The following is a 17,722-nucleotide window of genomic DNA, read 5'->3' as shown; positions in this document are numbered from 1 at the left end:
TTATCTTTTCAAAAAAGCTTGAAAACCATAGTATTTAATTGCATTTTGTTTTAGAGAATTTGTACTCCATTCTTCCCAAGTATTCATATAAGGATTATATCCACATTTTAGAGGTTTCGAGTATTGGTCTTCCGGGTTATCGACATATGCTCTACAATCAGTACAAACTCTACGATATTCACAATCTTTACAAGTTTTTATTAAGTCTTTATTTATGCCCCATTTTTTTTGAAAATCTAATGATTTTACAACAGTTTCTATGTCGTCTTTTTTTATATTTCCATAACTTTGAAGCATCGAAGGACAATTTTTTATATTTCCTTCTTTATCAATACTTAATTTTTTATTTAAGCAAGAATTGAACTTCAAAGATTCAGTAAATACAGGAATTTTGATTGAAAATAGTTTAGGATCAATAACTCCACAATGGTTTTGATCGTCTATAACACGAGAAATCACTTGGATTTTCGAATTGTCAGTCTTCGGCACAGTATTTTTTTCTTTCGCAGAGTGTACTACAAAAAGAACTATCCTCGGATACTTGATTGACAATCTTTCAACTTCCTTAATATCTAATTCGTAAGTGAGTGGTAAAAAAATAGTGATACTTCTGATAACGGATTTAGAACAATTCTCAGCAAAAAAAGCCAGTTTATCCAAATCTACTGTCTTATAAAACCTGATTTCTATAAATTTGCATAGTAAATTGGTTAGAGCAGTAGTTATTTTTTTCAAATCAACATAGTCCAATTGTTCCATTTCAATAATAGCATTATTGATATGTTCAGGCGATTTCCACTGTAAATTAAGATCTGGAAACTTTTCTGGTTCATCCGTCCAAAAACCAAGCTCGTTTTTTTTAAGATATTCTAAATATTCCTGAACAGTTTCTTGATCTTCTTGCGAAAATGAATCAATATCCTCTAGTGTATTATTGTTTTTTGTCTCTTCAAGAAATTCTGCAAGAGGTAATGGAATAGAATATACTTTACCTCTATGCAAATCACAAATAGTTGCTAAAGAAGCTCCTTTAACAATGATGCAGTTAGCAAATAACTTAAAACTTTTTTTGTTCATCGAATGTTAATAGTTTTGAAATTGGCTTTAAGGATAATTTGCATTCTACTGTTTCAGAATGATATACCGAGAATTTATCATTATATGAAACTTTTTCTTCAGGATTTTCAGAAACCTTTACCTCTTTTATTTTATGATTCCTAAGAAAAAAAGGAAGGTTGTCTAATTGTTTTTTGAAAAATATCTCTCTTTTAGTTGTCATGTCGTATTAATTCTTCGGCGATTACATCTTCCAGATAATAATTACAGGGTTTTGAAACAAAGCCAAATTGTCCTGTAGGGTTTACTTCTAGAAACACATATTTTTTATCAGGAGTTTTTATTAAATCGATAGAACCTGTATTAAGGTTTAGCTCTTTCATAAGCCTTTTTATTTTAATCTCAATTTCTTCAGGAAGCAAATAAGGTACATTTCTATTAGGTTTTTCATCATTATAGTTTCTAAAATCAATTTTAGTTTGTGAATCTAACTGAGAAAAAATAGCCATCGTATAAAATTTTTCTTCTATATAAAAAGCCCGTAACTCTATATCTTTTTCTACATACCCTTGAAAAAGTGACGGAAAAAAAGTCTCAGGAAGCGATTCAATCACTTCTTCGGTAATTGTATTGGTCTTAAAAAAAGCTACATAGGATTTATCGTTAAAATAAACTGTTTCATATAATGGTTTTGTAATAATTTGTTGCTGTTTTTTAAAAAATTGTAGTAATTCTTTTTTAGAATTTGTTATCAGGGAATCGGGAATATCCAACCCTAGTTCTTTTGCCAATCGAAGCATTGAAAACTTATCACTCTTAACAGATAATGGACTAGGTAATTGATAGGCATTCTGAAAGTTATTAAAAATCTGGTTATTTATTCTTCCTATCTCCTGACCAATTCTCCATCTCAATTCTGCTATATTATCATTGGTGCTTTCCAAATCATTAAATGCTTCTTCTAGATGATTACGGTGTCTTAGAAACCCTCGAAACCAAACACTTTTATACTCACCAAAAGGAATACTTAATTCGTCTCTTGAATTATTAAGCGTTATGCACCAATCCTTACCATTTTCATAATAATCTTCTCCTGAAAGAAAGTCAAATCTAGCATTTTTATACAGCAACCAATCAATGACTTCTTCATAACTGTCATTATTTTCTTTGTAGTTTTTGCAAATCAAAATCATATTAAACCGTAGAACTATAAAATTTAAGACTATTAAAACTCCTTTGTTTTATTTGAGTTGCAATTTCTCCAGTAACTGCTCTATGTTTTCTTCATAGTTAACCGCATGTGGGTGACTTTCTCCGTATTTCATAATATGCATTTTATTAAGTAAAAAAGAAAAATGTTCCCTGTTTATAAAGCCATTATTATAGGCTTTATATATGTAGGGGAATAATACCGCCTGCTTATCAAAAGGCTGATGTAAACAAATTGTTTTAATTGCAGGAGCTACTTTATGATTATCTGATTTAAACGTGGGATACCCATATTCTTTTAAATACTTTGATGTCTTAAGATAATTTAGAGAATCCACTTCATTTATTTTTCTTCTATACTCCTTATATTCTGATGAATTTATATCATAATTATTCTTTTTTAAAATTTCATTTTCTCTATCTGCATTTCTTACATTTTGATCTTGCTGAAATAAATCTGCAAGAAACTTTTCTTTCTTTTCTTGAGTATTTAAGGAGATGATCAAAGAATCGACATCAATGGAATGAGACTGTATTTGATTATTATTTTGTTTGCTACAGGATATTATTATCAAAAGAAAACCAATACTATATATATATTTCAAAATAACTTTGTTTTATTTAAGCTTCATTAAAAAAGCTAAGAACTAATAAAAATTAGCCCTCAGCCTTTATTTTGGTATTAACAACAGAATTCATCATCCCAATCACCAAACCATATTGGGCCAGTACTACTGTTACCCCTATCAGTCAAAGATGCTGTACCACAACTTCCTCCTTCAATAGTTAAAGCATTTTTGTCTTCAATTACATTTACATTTAAATCTTTAAGTTTTTTCATCTTAAATTAATTTTAAAATTATTCACCTACTCTAATCAAGGCTTTTCGGTTTTCGCCTAATCGTCGCGCAACGTTTATCATCTATCTTTTTCAAAAAAGATAGTTTATAAAATGATATTGATTAAGATTATAAACATCATACTATACAATTATATGAGTACTGATATTTAATTTTCGGGTAGGATAATTTCTATGCTAATATAGAATAAATTTGATATTATATCTTATGAATAATCATATTACTTTTACGGTTATGTTTTCCCACTTTCAAAATATAACTCAAATGAGTCTAGTAAAAAACGATTTTACTTTCTTCCAAAATCTGCAGGTATTTCTCCCCAAGCCTTTGTCTCCCATTTTACAATTGTAGTGGTATATGAGTTTTCTTTTAGCCATTGTATTGCACGATCTACAAGATCAAATACCTCATTATTCTTAGAGTTCCTTTTTAATTTTGTTTTACATGTCTTTTGTTTTACCCATCCAATAGCAATTTTAGAATCAGAATAAATAATACGATCGCTCTTTTTCTTTTTAAGATATGCTAAACCGTGAACTAAGGCTAAAAACTCTCCTATATTATTAGTTCCTTCTCTAAAAGGACCTTGATGAAATAATTGTTTTTCGGTTTGTGTATCTACACCTCGATATTCCATCTTCCCCGGATTCCCACTAGAAGCAGCATCTACGGCAATAGAATATAAATTTGGTTCTCCTATTTTTGATAACTGTGTGGCAGTAAGTGTTTTTTTGGGTTTACTTTTACCTTTATAATCGTCGTAATCGCCTTGATATGCTTTTTTGGCTATATCAAAAGAATCAAAAGACTTATATTTTGCATTGGCGTATCCTTTTACTGCTGCTTTACAATCATCCCATTTTGTGTAAATCCCTGGTTTGTGACCTTCCCAGACCACATAAAATTTTTCTTTCTTAGCCATAATTTAAATCTTTGATAGAAATTATCTTCCAAATCATTTTCTGCGTTAGGGATAGTAGTGAAAATCCCACAGTATTGTCATCCTGAGCTTGTCGAAGGGCTACAATACGAGGAATTGTAACGTATAGCCCGCTCGAACGCTACAATAAATAATTAAATTTAAGGTTACTATACAATTTTCTTCAGTTTCTTAATACTAAATACTCACTACTCATTACTTTTTTTATCAGAAAACAGAAGTTCTTCTATAACGACCGGAAAATGTTTATATTCTAAAGCATGAATTGCATTAGCTACATCTTCTGCAGAATTTTCTTCTGAAATTGCAACTTTGGCTTGAAAAATAACGCCTCCTTCATCATAATGCTCATTGACATAATGGATCGTAATACCACTTTCTTTTTCTTTATTTCTTACCACAGCTTCATGAACATGATGTCCATACATCCCTTTTCCTCCATATTTTGGTAATAAAGCAGGATGAATGTTGATGACCTTATTTGGAAAGAAATCGATAATTTTTTTTGGGAATATCCATAAAAACCCTGCCAATACAATTACATCAGGGTTTGCATCTTTTAGAATATTTAATACTTCATTTGTCTGATAAAATGACGTTTTGTCAAAGTGTAATGCCTTTACTTTCAGGTTATGAGCACGCTTCAACACTTTGGCACGCAGGTTGTTAGAGAACACATGAGTGACCTCGGCAATATTTCGTTCATGAAAGTATTTGATTATATTTTCGGCATTGGTACCAGAGCCGGAAGCAAAAATTACGATACGCTTCATAGTATGATAAAATTGTTAATTAGAGAACACAAAAAAAATAATTATTATCCATTTTTAGGTAGCAAAAAGCTAATACTTCGTTATATTTGATAAAATACAAATACATTTTTATGGGATTGTGGGGTTTTAAAATAAAGTTTTTTATTTTTGCCACCTAATTAAAAAATTAAAATTAAACATTATGTCAGACATTGCATCAAGAGTAAAAGCGATAATCGTTGACAAATTAGGAGTAGACGAAAACGAAGTTGTAAATGAAGCTAGTTTCACAAACGATTTAGGCGCTGATTCGTTAGACACTGTAGAATTGATTATGGAATTCGAAAAAGAATTCGATATTCAGATTCCAGATGATCAAGCTGAAAACATTGCAACAGTAGGTCAAGCAATATCTTATATTGAAGACGCAAAGTAATAACTTCACAACAAAATATGAATCTTAAGCGAGTTGTAGTCACAGGACTAGGTGCGTTAACACCTATCGGTAACAATATTGATGAATATTGGAATGGATTGGTAAATGGTAAGAGCGGTTGTGCTCCTATTACTTACTTTGATACCGAGCATTTCAAGACTAAATTTGCTTGCGAAATCAAAAATTACAATCCTACGGATTATTTCGAAAGAAAAGACGCACGCAGACTAGATAAATTTGCTCAGTATGCCATTGTATCTTCAGAAGAAGCTATAAAAGATGCTGCTATTGACCTTGAGAAGGTTGACAAATTTAGAGTTGGTGTAATCTGGGGTGCCGGAATCGGAGGAATAGAAACTTTTCAGGAAGAAGTAATTGGTTATGCCAATGGAAATGGAACACCACGTTTCAATCCTTTCTTTATCCCGAAAATGATTGCCGATATTGCCCCTGGACATATTTCTATTAGAAACGGTTTTATGGGACCTAACTACACAACGGTTTCTGCCTGTGCTTCTTCTGCTAATGCAATGATCGATGCACTAAACTATATACGTTTAGGACATTGTGATATTATTATTACAGGAGGAAGTGAAGCTGCAGTAACTATTGCTGGTATGGGAGGATTTAATGCTATGCACGCGTTATCTACAAGAAATGAAAGTCCAGAAACTGCCTCTAGACCATTTGACGCAACCAGAGATGGTTTTGTTCTTGGAGAAGGTAGTGGAGCTCTTATTCTTGAAGAATATGAACACGCAAAAGCACGAGGTGCTAAAATCTATGCTGAAGTTGTAGGAGGTGGAATGTCTAGTGATGCTTATCATATGACAGCACCACACCCAGACGGAATTGGTGTAGAGCGCGTGATGCTTAATTGTTTAAGAGATGCAGGGGTAACACCAGAACAAGTAGATGCTATAAACACTCACGGAACATCTACTCCTTTGGGAGATGTTGCAGAATTGAAAGCTATTACTAAAGTTTTTGGAGATCACACACCTAACATTAATATCAATTCAACAAAATCTATGACGGGACACTTACTTGGTGCTGCTGGAGCCATAGAAGCTATTGCTTCTATTCTGGCAATGCAAAAAGGTACTGTGCCTCCTACAATCAATCACACTACAGTGGATGAAAACATAGATTCATCGTTAAATTTGACCTTAAACAAAGCTCAAAAACGTGATATTACATACGCAATGAGTAATACTTTTGGTTTCGGAGGTCATAACGCATGTGTGTTATTTAAAAAATTGAAAGAATAATGAATGTTATTCGAAACATATTAAATTCCCGCTCTGAAAAGAACGGGAATTTTTTTTCCAAAATTCAAAAAATATTAGCATTTAAGCCAAAAAACATCGCTCCTTACGAAAAAGCATTTACCCATAGGTCATTAAACCTAAAAGATAAAAAAGGAAATGCTGTTAATTTTGAGCGATTGGAGTTTTTGGGAGATGCCATGTTAAGTAGTGTTATTGCTGCTCACTTATTTAAAGAAGTTCCTGAAGGTAATGAAGGGTACCTTACAAAAATGAGAGCCAAAGTAGTGAGTAGAAAACATCTTAACGAACTTGGTAAAGATCTTAAGCTAATCGAATTAGTAAGAACCAATATTCCTAAATCTCAATTTGGAATAAATATTCATGGAAACCTTTTTGAAGCACTAATCGGTGCCATTTACCTTGATCGAGGTTTTGTATACTGTGAACGCTTTATTAAAGAAGCGGTTATCGATCCTTATGTTGATATCGAAAGTCTCGAAGGCCAAATTATCAGTTACAAAAGTCTACTAATAGAATGGTGTCAAAAAGAAAAAAAGGTATTCAATTATGAGGTATATGAGGACACCGGTAAAGATGAAATGAAGCATTTTGCTGTAAAACTCTGGATTGATGAAAAAGTAGTTGCAAAAGCAAGAGCTACTTCAAAGAAAAAAGCAGAAGAAAAAGCTTCAAAAAGAGCTTATTTTGCATTTCAATCCAAGATTAATATCTAAAGTACTTTTTTAACATCATGCTTTTTGACATTAATCGGTTGAAGTTTGTATTCTTTATAAACATACTCTAATGTCACTGCTTTTTCTTACAATACTTATATAAAATATAGACTCATCAGAAAAACTACAGTTTTTATCGTTAAAAGATACTAACTCAATCGTTTTCGTGAAATAACTTTATGTTTTATTAAACCCGTTAGGTGATTTTATTTGTATATTTCGTGCTAATTCTGAAACAAAAATTCAGCGTGGCTATTCAGAAATTAGTATTAGATACCTTAGAAGATGATGATTATGAACTTATTGCTATTCATTGTTCATTAGCTTCATATAGATTAGCCTTTTTATTAAACAAAAACCTTAATTTAAAACTTTTTAGAAAAAAAGAAGATATTAATTTTGAATATCCTGACTTTACAGCAAATTTTCCGTTGTATCAATATGAGGACCATTTTCAATATAATACATATAGTCTTTTGGCCAATAAATTTCAGGCCTTAGGCGTTTCAAAAAATCATATTGCAGATGGCTTATTCAATACTATAGAAGAAACATATACTACAAAATATTTAATTCCAGAATTAAAGAATGTAGATTATTTTCTAAAAATAGAAACAGAAACATCAAAATTTTCAAATAGTTCCTTAGTAACCCAATTGCTAACGATCTCACAAGTTATTACTGCATATAGTGTAGAATACACTCAACTTAAATCAAAGAACAACTTAATATTCGAATAATGCCAAAAAGTAAAAGAACCAAAATAGTTGCTACCCTAGGACCAGCAACGAGTAGCAAAGAGACTTTAAAAAAGATGCTAGAAGCAGGTGTAAATGTTTTTAGGATAAATTTCTCTCATGCTGATTACAGTGATGTAAAGGAACGCATAAAAATTATACGAAAATTAAGCGAAGAACATGGTTTTAATGCTGCAATACTAGGAGATTTACAAGGTCCTAAATTAAGAGTAGGTGTCATGAAAGGTGATATCATTGTTCATGATGGTGATTTTATCAATTTTGTGACTGGTAAACCTTTTGAAGGCACTTCTGAACAAGTGTACATGAATTATGAAAGTTTTCCGAAAGATGTAAAAGCCGGCGAACGTATATTATTGGATGATGGTAAATTAATTTTTGAAGTTGTTTCTACAAATAAAAAAGACACGGTAAAAACCAAAGTAATACAAGGAGGGCCATTAAAATCCAAAAAGGGTGTTAATCTCCCTAATACCAATATTTCGTTACCTGCATTAACAGAAAAAGATGTAAAAGATGCCATTTTTGCTTGTGAACAAGGTGTAGATTGGATGGCATTATCTTTTGTAAGACATGCGCAGGATCTCATCGAATTACAAGATTTGATTAAGGAACATAGCGAAGATAAAATCCCAATTATAGCTAAAATTGAGAAGCCTGAAGGTGTAGAAAATATCGATAAAATTGTAGCATATTGTGACGGATTAATGGTTGCAAGAGGAGATTTGGGAGTAGAAATCCCTGCTCAGGAAGTACCTTTAATTCAGAAAAAATTGGTTCTTAAAGCAAAAACTGCTCGAATCCCTGTGATTATTGCTACTCAGATGATGGAAACTATGATCGATAGCCTTACTCCAACACGTGCAGAAGTGAATGATGTTGCAAACTCTGTAATGGATGGTGCAGATGCTGTTATGCTATCAGGGGAGACTTCAGTAGGAAAATATCCCGTGCAGGTAATAGAAACCATGACTAAAATTATTAACAGCGTAGAAAACTCAGAATTAATATCAGTTCCTCAAAACCCTCCGCATATACGAACAAATAGATTTATTACTAAATCAATTTGTTATCATGCCGCGCATATGGCTAATGATATTGATGCTAAGGCTATCTGTACATTAACCAACAGTGGATATACTGCATTTCAAATCTCTGCATGGAGACCAGATGCTCATATCTTAGTTTTTACCAGTAATCGTAGAATACTTTCTCAGCTTAGTCTTTTATGGGGTGTTAAGGCCTTATTTTATGACAAATTTGTTAGTACTGATGAAACAGTAGAGGATATTAATAAAATAGCCGCAGATCGTGGGTTTGTTGAGCAAGGAGATATGTTAATCAATCTTGCTGCAATGCCTATCACTGCAAAAGGAATGGTAAATACTCTTAGAGTATCACAAATTTAAGATGGGCGTATAATAAATATATATCTAAAAAAGACCTCACTTTATGAGGTCTTTTTTTATAGTGTTTGTTTTAAAAAAATAGCTTCTAAGTCTTCTATAGTAACTGGTTTCACAAGATAATCCTTAACAGAATTAATATTTTTTGCTCTCTCTATATCCACTGGGTTAATCGAAGAACTTACAATATAAAGTGTAATTATTTTTCCAAGTTTGTTTTTGATACTGGTAAAGTTTTCTAAAAACTCCCATCCATCCATTACTGGCATATTTAAATCTAAAAAAATAATCTCGGGAATGCTTTTTTTATCCAAATTGGTTAGAATAGCTTCAAAATAATTAAGAGCATCTTTTCCGTTTTTGAAAACCATTAAGTTTTCACAAAGATTTTTTGCTTCTACAATCCTTTTTACAAGATTTACATACATACTATCATCGTCAATAATACACGCTAATCCAATTTTATGACTCATAATTGTGAGGTTGGGTATTTGTTTTTAAAATTCTATTATAAATGTTGTGCCTTTATCTACTTCGCTCTCTACAGTAATTTTTCCATCCAAAGATTCTACCTGATTTTTTGTTAAAAATAAGCCTATTCCTACTGCATCCTTATTATAATGAAATGTCTTATACATCCCAAATATTTTATCTTTAAACAAGTTCATATCAATTCCTCTTCCATTATCGGTGACCTTTAGGTACTCTTTATCTTCTTCTTTATATGATTTAATCTCAATGATCGCATCTCTATCCGGGTGCTTATATTTAATTGCATTTGTGATGAGATTTAATAGAATACTTTCCAGATACGCAGGGATATAATTAATCTCATTTAGAGCTTTAAAATCTGATTTGATTTTTGTTTTACCAACAGCAATCATTTGCCCAATACCATTGGTTACCAAATTAAGCGCATCCTGAAATTTGGTTATCTTTTTTTCTTGATCTTTATTTGTATGAATGGCTACAATCTCATTAAGGTGCTCAATAGTTGTATTTAAACTATAGGATATTTGCTTGATCTCTTTAATAAGATCTATTTTTTCTTTTGGGTCTTCTATATCTTCAATAAGTTGAACCAACAAGGACAAATTGCTTGTATGCGACCGTAGGTTGTGAGATACAATATGTGCAAAATTAAAAAGCCGAGAATTCTGAGAAGCGATAATATCTATAGACTTTTGAAGACTTAACTCTTTCTTCTTTATATCATCAATATCCTGAAAAACACCTCTGATTCCTATAATCTCCTTACTCTCATTATATACTGGTTTTCCTATCGCTCTCACCCAAAAAACTCTCTTGTTAGCGGTCACCATCTTAATTTCAGTATTAAAAGGTGTACCGGCCATAGCGCAATTAAAAAAACAATCCGCAGCCTGTTGTTGCGAATCTTCTGCATAATAACTTGCAGAGTCTTTTAGAGAAGGCACATAATCATCTGGGTATTCTAATATTCGCTTAGTTTCAAAATCCCAATAGCTTTTTCTTTTGTGAAAATCTACATACCAACTGCCGGTTTCTGTCATTTGAGCAGTTTCTTTGTAATAGAAATTGTCTTTTGCAATATTCTGTTCTGGCTCAAGCTTTATTTCGAAAAAAAATATAAGATTAATTTCAGATTTTATATTTACCGGTAATTCATCATTAGTTGCACATCTAAACAGTTTATAATTTCCTGTTTTGGTTTGGATCTTTATATGTTGCTTAAAATTTACATTATTACGTCTATAATTAAGAAAATTATCTCTAAATACATCAACATCTTCTTTATGTATTAAATGCTCTAAAAAAAAATCGATTGTGGATTGTATTTCCTTCTGGGTATATCCAAGGCTTTCATAGAACTTCTTTGACCAGATTTCTTTATCAGGATTAGTATACAACTCCCAATATCCAGCATTGAAATCTCGTATTACATTATTAAAAAGTTCATTTTGAAGCATGAAAAATAATTATACTAACAAGATAAGAATTTCTTATTTATTTTCTTCTATTCTGTCAAGCCTGATAGCCAATGCTTTGGTAGAAATCTGAACTTCGACAAAAGATAAAAAAAGCGACATCATAAGGCAAAACAAGCTAACTCCAAATACTATATTTGCCCAATTCATATGTTCTACATATAATAAAAACATAGTGATTACGCTGGTTAGAAAACTTATAATCGCAATCGCTTGCATATTTCTAATTAACCATAATCGTTTTCTTAAGTTTTTAATTTGTAACCCTATGTTTTTTGAAGGAGAAGAAAGGTATTCGCTATGTAATTGTCGTATTAAAGCTGCAATAGCTAAATATCTTGCATTATACGCCAGCATTGTAAGAGATATTGCAGGGAATAATAATGCTGGAATACTCATAGTTAGTGTCATAATCAATATATATTTATGACACTAAGTTAGTTTAATTTGAAATAGTTTATTTTACAACTTTATAAGTTAATCTAGTTTTTTCATTTTCAAGAGATAAAAAGTTAACCCCTTGTGAGAAATCGCCTATATCTATCGGGAATTGACATCTTTCTTTAATAGTAAAAAACAAAAAAAGTTTTTATGTCATTTTATTCACTAATAAATTCACCGATAAACCTAAATGCCCCCTTAAGATTTTCAATATTATTGTTTTGATCCAATCCTTCTCCCCATTGTCCAATAAACGTAGCAGCCGGCTCATCATTTTCACCATTCATAATACCTTTTAATACTCGATTATTAGTATTAAAATTAATTGTTATAAGTGATTCATCTATAGTCCAAGTCCCATCTATAGAAATTATATCACCATCGCTACTTATTAATAATCCAGCAGTACCTTCTTTTGAAAGAGCCAAGGAACCGTCGCTAGTGGTCGTAGATGTATTTGGCTCATCTGATATATCATCATTAAACCCACCATAAAATAAACCTTCAACAAAAGTATTATTAATAGTAACCAATACTGTTGTGCTTTCTAATGCATTGGATGCTGTTATAAAAATATCGGTCTTACCCAAAGGGATCGATCTATCCCATGAAAGTACACCTGTTTCTTCATCAATAGACATATTTATATTAAATAAATCATCTGGTGCAGTATTTGGTAATGTTGTAGCAGAGAAGGTTACCTTCTCTCCTGACCAATTTACCAATGGAGGAGCAGTTTCTCCCGCTTCTAAAAAACTTGTCTCAATGAAATTTTGTTCATACGCTATGTCTAATGTGTTTAAACCACTAGAATCATCATCGTTTTTACAACTCAGTATAAACAATAGGCCAAACATTACTAAATATTTCATAACATCTTCTTTTATACAATAGCGAATACTACGGGGGAATAGTACTCGCTATAAAATCTAATTAATAATTGGTTATCAATATTATTCTGGAATATTAAACAAGGTTTTGACTTCTTCATAGGACATAGATGAATAGTCTATTGAAGATTTTGTAGCAGAAGAGGTAGGATTTGTTGAAACTCCTCCAGGAATGATTACATATCTAAAATCATCAAAAAAACTAAACGCTTTTAAAAGTCCATCTGTTGTTTGACCTCTAACTCGCAAAGATTCAAAACCAGTTCCTTCACCCATTTCTATACCATAAAACTCTTCATTATCTACATTAAAATAAGGAAGTTCATAAACATTAAAAAATAGGGCATTCGCGGGATTACGCCCATATACCAAAATAGCATCAGTATCTTTATCAAATGCCGTTAGACTACTTAATAATAACATACTTTTATCAGAATCTATTCCTCCTGGAAAATCTGCAGGAATCCAATCTGAATAAATTACGTTTGCTGTCCCTGGAGGTCCATCAACACCATCAGCTCCATCATTGCCGTCTGTTCCATTTGTGCCATCAATCCCGTCTATCCCATTCTGACCTGCAGGTCCAATAGCTCCGTCTTCTCCATCAGAACAAGAAAAGATTAATAGTGATACCATCACTATCATCATACCCTTTACTAAATTTGTTATTGCTTTCATTTTTAATAATTTTTTAAAAGTTATGGCACAAACCTAATATGGGTAAGAACATGTAGTATCCGAAAAGTTTGAATTTCAAAGAATCCGGACATTTTTTGAGGTATTTGACTCTATTTTTAAGAGTTAAATACTGGTGTAATACATTTTTTGAATATCTATTTAAAATATAGGAAATTATCGATTGCTAAGAAGAGATCAATCCATTGCTTCTTTACACGCAATTATACGTTTTGCATCAGCTTCTAAACCATAGTTTTGCCACAGAGCTATATCCTTTTTTAACTCTAATGCGTTCTGATCAGATGTAATATATCTTTTAATAGATTGTACAACAGCATCATTACTATCCTTAATTTTTAGTATTGACTTTCCTCCGGGAATGCTATAATTATCTTCATATTCATAACAAAAAACCAGTACCAGATCTCCTTCTTTTACATCTTGTTTATAAAAACAATCAGAAACAAAAAAGTTCTGTTTGTCATACATTTTCTTCTTCAGACTTCTGGACGTTAATACCTCATCAATCTTAATACTTCCTTCTTGGGATGTATAGAGTACATCATTATCTTTAATCGGATTATCAATATGCTGAACAGTACCTAAAAAAACTAATGCATACTTATCCCCACAATGACCAATGAATGGACCTGACTGTGGCCACCAATATGTATATCCAACTCTAAGAGTATCAGGTGTTGCAGACGTTTTTGGGTTCGTTTTTGTATCTATTTCTTTCTTTTGTGTATAACTTGTGCTACAAAAAAGAAGACTAATAATTATTATCGTTTTTGTCAATATATGATGCATTTCTATTCTTAAATTTAATTTGCTTTTTTACTCTCCTAGTATCTGTTTAAATACTATTCCCTCTTTTTGATATACTACGATAAACGTATTACCGTCTTCTCTTTTATAGACTTCTGGTACTGATTTTCTTTCCCAATTTTGGTTTCTATGGACAACTAGATCATTAGTCCAATCAAAAGTATATTCTTTAGCGTCAATTCTAGTAAAGTCTGCGATCCAGTTCTTAATTTCTGACGGTTTTACTTTTATGGCAAACCGATAATTCCAAGATGATGGCCCGGGAATGCCCGTTACTCTGGAGTTCGCAAACCCATTTACATTGAACAATAAAAATTCGGCATCATGAAACTCTGATTTGCTTACTATTTCTCTTTTGAGCGTTGCTACCCTATCTTCTGTGCTTTCTATTTCCACACTTGTAAGCGTATTGTTGTTATGCGAATTCACACAAGAGGTAAGAACAAAGCATAAAACTGTAATCTTATATATATGTCTCATCACTATTATTTTAATTTTTCTATAGAAGATATATATTCGAAACAAAATTCGGCATTACCTTCTCCAGATTCTATTAATTGTGAAGATGTGACTAGAAACATTTCATTTCTAAACTCAAAAAAACCTTTTAGATCATATATTTTACCTCCACTACTTCCCGGATTGCTTGCAACAAAGGTTTCATAAAATATACCTATCCCGTTTTTCAATTTCACATACTTTGGATATTGTTTTTTTTGAGTATCCAGATTTGTTTTTTTGATAGTAAAACTTTTATTATATCTTTTATTCGGATCTAAAATTACATTGATATAATTTGCTCTTTTTATCAGAGTATGTTTCTTCGGAATCCAAATCCCAATATTTAATTCTTGTAATTCTAACCTGATCAACTCCTTGGTATCACCTTTGAAATCAAAATCTCTTTCTTTTGATTTACATCCCAATAGAACACTCATTATTGTTAATACTATGAATATTGATTTCATTCTGGTTTTCTTTCTAATTCATTATGTGAATGTTTATTACAAAACATACTCCAGGAATACCAAATAGTAGCGAAGTCATAAAAACTCCAGCTGCTTTTTTCTTGCTAGTACAAATCCCTTTTTTTACTTAATTTCTCACCTAAATTAATGATTTTCAATTTAGCGTTTTGATTCTTTTAATCTACCAATTCAAAAGTATCTCCAGTAAACTTAAAGGAATAGGCACATCTTTTGAGTGTTTGTGTTTTGTTATATAGTTTAATAATCTCTTCCTCTTCACAATAACAATCTATCGATGTAGCATATTTTTCATTTGGTGTATATACCACATCAATAACATGATTTATCTTGTCATATTTGATTGCATATTCATCTCCTTCATGGGCCAAAGAATAATTGAATTTGTGGACAAGTTTACCTTTCTCATAGGTGTAAAGACTAATATGATCCATGAAATTATTTCCTCGTACCTTATCATGTCCAAACAGTACATAGTTGACCCCTGTATTGGTATGAATAGTATCTATAGTGTTATAGCTATTTGGATAGAATTCATATAGTGTTTTCTTTTCTTTATGGCTATGAATACTTTTTCCCTTATTCCATTTATAATCATCGTAGTATAGTATAGAAACTTGCTCTCTAAATAACACTCCAAATACCTTTGCATCAAATGAAAAATGGAATAATTTGTTATCATCAGACTTTACCATTTTGATCAAATCATCATCTAGTAATGCTGTGATATCTTTTTTTGTAAAGGTCTTATGGTTTGTTATTTTTTGAAGATTATTAATAATCCTATCTTTATAATACCCAATTATAGAATATGCTATAATAGAGTCTTTATTGGTTGACAAATTCTCTTTATGATATGAATTCTTAATCTTATGAATCTCTTTGTTTGTTAGTCCGACATCATTAAGTGCATAATACTTTTTATATTCTTGTAATTTATGGTATTGCGATAAGTCATAATTTGTTTGTCTTACCAACTTTTTAAAATCGCTTTGGGGAAATATCATTATTATACATAATCCAATCATAATAAGAAGCAAAGAAGCAAAACATCTTTTTATCCACTTCTTTGTATTGCTATGATTTTTTATCTTTTTATGCATTTATTTAAAAAAATGTTGGTATTTTGATCTCCTATATATTCTGGTTTCTATTACAAGAACAGTTAAACAGAAAAGAGTATATGAGTACTTATTTTAATCTTTGTGAATCCCTTTAGAAATCGGTTTTGTGATTAGGCTTTATTTCTTTATTTGGTTCAAATGTATAATTGGAGGAGGTTGAGATAGCTCGAATGTTTTAGCATATTCTTCATACCAATTATCGTCTCTGTTATATTCATGTTTTAATCCTTTAGAAAAAGTCCCTTCTCTACATAAATTATAAACTGCTCCTTTTGGAATTCGGTGTATACTAGTTTCAAAATTATAATTATTATTCATACCTAAAGGTTTTTCAATTTTGATAAAAAGCCCTTCAAGCTCAAAACTGTATCTATACAACATATAAAAACGATTATTCTCCCAAAAATTCAAGGCTATTTTAGAAACATCTATTTCAGAATGCCTGTAATTTAAAAACTCAATTGATGGTGATTGCATTAACATCGAGTTAGGAACCTCACTACCAGAATATCTATTTCCTAAAGAATCAACTAACGTTACTTTTAGGTCATCTATTATTTTAGTATCGAATCTTACATCAATAATAATTAAACTTGTCATATCATTTGCGCAATGTTGTCCATATCCTATACCTGTTATAAATCCAAAAAAGACAAGTGCTGCAAATTTTTTCATATCTATTTTTTTAAGAACTACTCCAAAACAAACGTTACTTGTACATAATGTTTATGTAGTTCGTTAGGTTTAGAAGTATTAAAGTATGAATATGCTTTATTACTAGAAGTTTCTATTTTTTGGATGGCTCCAATCTTTTTATTGATATTAGTAGCTGTTATCTTGGCTCTATTCATCGCATCTTGTATTGCCATTTTATCCAATGCTGCAAGATCTGTATTGGTATTTTCCTTGGCAAATATTTCTACCCAAGTAATTGTTACACCTTTCATTTGTTGTCCAAACATCTTTTCTACTTCTTCAAAAGATGTTGTTGCATAGGTGTAATACGAAGTTGTACGATACGTTAAAGCGGTGATTGCGTACAATTTATTTTGCTTAAACTCTTTAAAATCTATACCTATGCCCTTTATTCTATTTTTGTATTCTTCGATAATTTGGGATCTATTTTTGGATTCTATATTTTGATACCCATCAGCTACGAGATCTTTGATCTCTAGATTAACAATATACTCCTTGATCTCAACTTTTTTAGAAGCCTCGCCTCTTACTGTTATTGTATTATTTTGTTGCTGTCCAAAAATTGGAGCTGCACATAATAATAATCCTATAATTAATTTTTTCATGTTCTTATTTTTATAAAATTGATGCATGCATTTGTCTAAATCAAAACACAAGATCTTTGCATGTTTTATTGTTTGTATTTCCTCT

Annotated in this window: 23 protein-coding genes; 5 read left to right on the top strand and 18 right to left on the bottom strand. The window is 31.2% G+C overall.

Going from position 1 to position 17,722, the window contains the following annotated elements; genetic code table 11:
* The 7 genes from gwsS to DK442_RS13155 all read right to left on the bottom strand — a co-directional run bounded on the left by gwsS (position 1) and on the right by DK442_RS13155 (position 4,838).
* Complete coding sequence (gene gwsS, locus DK442_RS13180; protein WP_109436337.1) at positions 1-1,077, bottom strand: grasp-with-spasm system SPASM domain peptide maturase; 1,077 nt, start codon at positions 1,075-1,077, stop codon at positions 1-3.
* Complete coding sequence (locus DK442_RS13175; protein ID WP_109436336.1) at positions 1,058-1,279, bottom strand: hypothetical protein; 222 nt, start codon at positions 1,277-1,279, stop codon at positions 1,058-1,060. The genes gwsS and DK442_RS13175 overlap by 20 nt, the downstream gene beginning before the upstream one ends.
* Positions 1,269-2,249: a grasp-with-spasm system ATP-grasp peptide maturase gene (gwsG, locus tag DK442_RS13170; protein ID WP_109436335.1), complete on the bottom strand. Its 981-nt coding sequence runs from the start codon at positions 2,247-2,249 to the stop codon at positions 1,269-1,271. Before gwsG ends, DK442_RS13175 begins: the two co-directional genes overlap by 11 nt.
* Before the next feature lie 48 nt (positions 2,250-2,297).
* Positions 2,298-2,870 (bottom strand): hypothetical protein, encoded by a 573-nt coding sequence (locus tag DK442_RS13165; protein ID WP_109436334.1) that lies wholly within the window; start codon positions 2,868-2,870, stop codon positions 2,298-2,300.
* Between the two features lie 77 nt (positions 2,871-2,947).
* Complete coding sequence (locus DK442_RS28235; RefSeq protein WP_160114168.1) at positions 2,948-3,106, bottom strand: hypothetical protein; 159 nt, start codon at positions 3,104-3,106, stop codon at positions 2,948-2,950.
* Between the two features lie 305 nt (positions 3,107-3,411).
* Positions 3,412-4,047: a viroplasmin family protein gene (locus tag DK442_RS13160; protein WP_109436333.1), complete on the bottom strand. Its 636-nt coding sequence runs from the start codon at positions 4,045-4,047 to the stop codon at positions 3,412-3,414.
* A gap of 206 nt (positions 4,048-4,253) precedes the next feature.
* On the bottom strand, positions 4,254-4,838 hold the full coding sequence (locus tag DK442_RS13155; RefSeq protein ID WP_109436332.1) for a phosphoribosylglycinamide formyltransferase: 585 nt from the start codon (positions 4,836-4,838) through the stop codon (positions 4,254-4,256).
* Positions 4,839-5,019: 181 nt separating this feature from the next.
* Between DK442_RS13155 and DK442_RS13150 the strand changes: the two genes are divergently transcribed.
* The 5 genes from DK442_RS13150 to pyk all read left to right on the top strand — a co-directional run bounded on the left by DK442_RS13150 (position 5,020) and on the right by pyk (position 9,425).
* Positions 5,020-5,253 (top strand): acyl carrier protein, encoded by a 234-nt coding sequence (locus DK442_RS13150; RefSeq protein WP_024768509.1) that lies wholly within the window; start codon positions 5,020-5,022, stop codon positions 5,251-5,253.
* A gap of 17 nt (positions 5,254-5,270) precedes the next feature.
* Complete coding sequence (gene fabF, locus DK442_RS13145) at positions 5,271-6,524, top strand: beta-ketoacyl-ACP synthase II (protein WP_109436331.1); 1,254 nt, start codon at positions 5,271-5,273, stop codon at positions 6,522-6,524.
* Positions 6,524-7,258: a ribonuclease III gene (rnc, locus tag DK442_RS13140; protein WP_109436330.1), complete on the top strand. Its 735-nt coding sequence runs from the start codon at positions 6,524-6,526 to the stop codon at positions 7,256-7,258. Before fabF ends, rnc begins: the two co-directional genes overlap by 1 nt.
* A 248-nt stretch (positions 7,259-7,506) precedes the next feature.
* Complete coding sequence (locus DK442_RS13135; RefSeq protein ID WP_160114167.1) at positions 7,507-7,998, top strand: IPExxxVDY family protein; 492 nt, start codon at positions 7,507-7,509, stop codon at positions 7,996-7,998.
* On the top strand, positions 7,998-9,425 hold the full coding sequence (gene pyk / locus DK442_RS13130; protein ID WP_109436328.1) for a pyruvate kinase: 1,428 nt from the start codon (positions 7,998-8,000) through the stop codon (positions 9,423-9,425). Before DK442_RS13135 ends, pyk begins: the two co-directional genes overlap by 1 nt.
* Positions 9,426-9,481: 56 nt before the next feature.
* Here the strand turns inward: pyk and DK442_RS13125 are convergent, their stop codons facing one another.
* The 11 genes from DK442_RS13125 to DK442_RS13075 form a co-directional block, all read right to left on the bottom strand.
* Entirely contained in the window at positions 9,482-9,895 is a 414-nt protein-coding gene (locus DK442_RS13125) for a response regulator (RefSeq protein ID WP_109436327.1), read from the bottom strand.
* 24 nt (positions 9,896-9,919) lie between these two features.
* Positions 9,920-11,371, bottom strand: a complete 1,452-nt coding sequence (locus DK442_RS13120) for a PAS domain-containing sensor histidine kinase (protein WP_109436326.1) — start codon at positions 11,369-11,371, stop codon at positions 9,920-9,922.
* A gap of 33 nt (positions 11,372-11,404) precedes the next feature.
* A complete protein-coding gene (locus tag DK442_RS13115) occupies positions 11,405-11,800 on the bottom strand; it encodes a DUF2721 domain-containing protein (protein ID WP_109436325.1) in 396 nt (131 codons plus the stop codon).
* Positions 11,801-11,988: 188 nt separating this feature from the next.
* Positions 11,989-12,702, bottom strand: a complete 714-nt coding sequence (locus DK442_RS13110; protein WP_160114166.1) for a hypothetical protein — start codon at positions 12,700-12,702, stop codon at positions 11,989-11,991.
* An 81-nt stretch (positions 12,703-12,783) separates the two neighbouring features.
* Positions 12,784-13,398: a collagen-like protein gene (locus DK442_RS13105; RefSeq protein ID WP_109436323.1), complete on the bottom strand. Its 615-nt coding sequence runs from the start codon at positions 13,396-13,398 to the stop codon at positions 12,784-12,786.
* A 195-nt stretch (positions 13,399-13,593) separates the two neighbouring features.
* Positions 13,594-14,196, bottom strand: coding sequence for a hypothetical protein (locus DK442_RS13100; RefSeq protein ID WP_160114165.1), 603 nt, complete (start codon positions 14,194-14,196; stop codon positions 13,594-13,596).
* 39 nt (positions 14,197-14,235) lie between these two features.
* Positions 14,236-14,706, bottom strand: a complete 471-nt coding sequence (locus DK442_RS13095; RefSeq protein ID WP_160114164.1) for a hypothetical protein — start codon at positions 14,704-14,706, stop codon at positions 14,236-14,238.
* A gap of 5 nt (positions 14,707-14,711) precedes the next feature.
* Positions 14,712-15,194, bottom strand: a complete 483-nt coding sequence (locus DK442_RS13090) for a hypothetical protein (RefSeq protein ID WP_160114163.1) — start codon at positions 15,192-15,194, stop codon at positions 14,712-14,714.
* Positions 15,195-15,370: 176 nt separating this feature from the next.
* Positions 15,371-16,219, bottom strand: coding sequence for a hypothetical protein (locus DK442_RS13085; RefSeq protein ID WP_109436319.1), 849 nt, complete (start codon positions 16,217-16,219; stop codon positions 15,371-15,373).
* Positions 16,220-16,453: 234 nt separating this feature from the next.
* Positions 16,454-17,011, bottom strand: a complete 558-nt coding sequence (locus DK442_RS13080; protein WP_109436318.1) for a hypothetical protein — start codon at positions 17,009-17,011, stop codon at positions 16,454-16,456.
* Positions 17,012-17,028: 17 nt separating this feature from the next.
* Positions 17,029-17,637 (bottom strand): SIMPL domain-containing protein, encoded by a 609-nt coding sequence (locus DK442_RS13075; RefSeq protein WP_160114162.1) that lies wholly within the window; start codon positions 17,635-17,637, stop codon positions 17,029-17,031.
* Between the last annotated feature and the right edge of the window lie 85 nt (positions 17,638-17,722).

Origin of the sequence: Aquimarina sp. AU119, assembly GCF_900312735.1 — a bacterium.
Taxonomy (GTDB): domain Bacteria; phylum Bacteroidota; class Bacteroidia; order Flavobacteriales; family Flavobacteriaceae; genus Aquimarina; species Aquimarina algiphila.
Note: the sequence above shows the minus strand (reverse complement) of the source record. Positions and strands in the feature narration are given on the sequence as shown.

Bases quoted from the DNA above. Each gene is read 5' to 3' on its own strand.
- DK442_RS13110 (WP_160114166.1), bottom strand. From the start codon at position 12,702: ATGAAATATTTAGTAATGTTTGGCCTATTGTTTATACTGAGTTGTAAA.
- DK442_RS13120 (WP_109436326.1), bottom strand. From the start codon at position 11,371: ATGCTTCAAAATGAACTTTTTAATAATGTAATACGAGATTTCAATGCT.
- fabF (WP_109436331.1), top strand. From the start codon at position 5,271: ATGAATCTTAAGCGAGTTGTAGTCACAGGACTAGGTGCGTTAACACCT.
- gwsG (WP_109436335.1), bottom strand. From the start codon at position 2,249: ATGATTTTGATTTGCAAAAACTACAAAGAAAATAATGACAGTTATGAA.
- DK442_RS13105 (WP_109436323.1), bottom strand. From the start codon at position 13,398: ATGAAAGCAATAACAAATTTAGTAAAGGGTATGATGATAGTGATGGTA.
- DK442_RS13160 (WP_109436333.1), bottom strand. From the start codon at position 4,047: ATGGCTAAGAAAGAAAAATTTTATGTGGTCTGGGAAGGTCACAAACCA.
- DK442_RS13095 (WP_160114164.1), bottom strand. From the start codon at position 14,706: ATGAGACATATATATAAGATTACAGTTTTATGCTTTGTTCTTACCTCT.
- rnc (WP_109436330.1), top strand. From the start codon at position 6,524: ATGAATGTTATTCGAAACATATTAAATTCCCGCTCTGAAAAGAACGGG.
- DK442_RS13075 (WP_160114162.1), bottom strand. From the start codon at position 17,637: ATGAAAAAATTAATTATAGGATTATTATTATGTGCAGCTCCAATTTTT.
- DK442_RS13090 (WP_160114163.1), bottom strand. From the start codon at position 15,194: ATGAAATCAATATTCATAGTATTAACAATAATGAGTGTTCTATTGGGA.
- DK442_RS28235 (WP_160114168.1), bottom strand. From the start codon at position 3,106: ATGAAAAAACTTAAAGATTTAAATGTAAATGTAATTGAAGACAAAAAT.
- DK442_RS13150 (WP_024768509.1), top strand. From the start codon at position 5,020: ATGTCAGACATTGCATCAAGAGTAAAAGCGATAATCGTTGACAAATTA.
- DK442_RS13080 (WP_109436318.1), bottom strand. From the start codon at position 17,011: ATGAAAAAATTTGCAGCACTTGTCTTTTTTGGATTTATAACAGGTATA.
- pyk (WP_109436328.1), top strand. From the start codon at position 7,998: ATGCCAAAAAGTAAAAGAACCAAAATAGTTGCTACCCTAGGACCAGCA.
- DK442_RS13175 (WP_109436336.1), bottom strand. From the start codon at position 1,279: ATGACAACTAAAAGAGAGATATTTTTCAAAAAACAATTAGACAACCTT.
- DK442_RS13155 (WP_109436332.1), bottom strand. From the start codon at position 4,838: ATGAAGCGTATCGTAATTTTTGCTTCCGGCTCTGGTACCAATGCCGAA.
- DK442_RS13085 (WP_109436319.1), bottom strand. From the start codon at position 16,219: ATGATATTTCCCCAAAGCGATTTTAAAAAGTTGGTAAGACAAACAAAT.
- gwsS (WP_109436337.1), bottom strand. From the start codon at position 1,077: ATGAACAAAAAAAGTTTTAAGTTATTTGCTAACTGCATCATTGTTAAA.
- DK442_RS13125 (WP_109436327.1), bottom strand. From the start codon at position 9,895: ATGAGTCATAAAATTGGATTAGCGTGTATTATTGACGATGATAGTATG.
- DK442_RS13115 (WP_109436325.1), bottom strand. From the start codon at position 11,800: ATGACACTAACTATGAGTATTCCAGCATTATTATTCCCTGCAATATCT.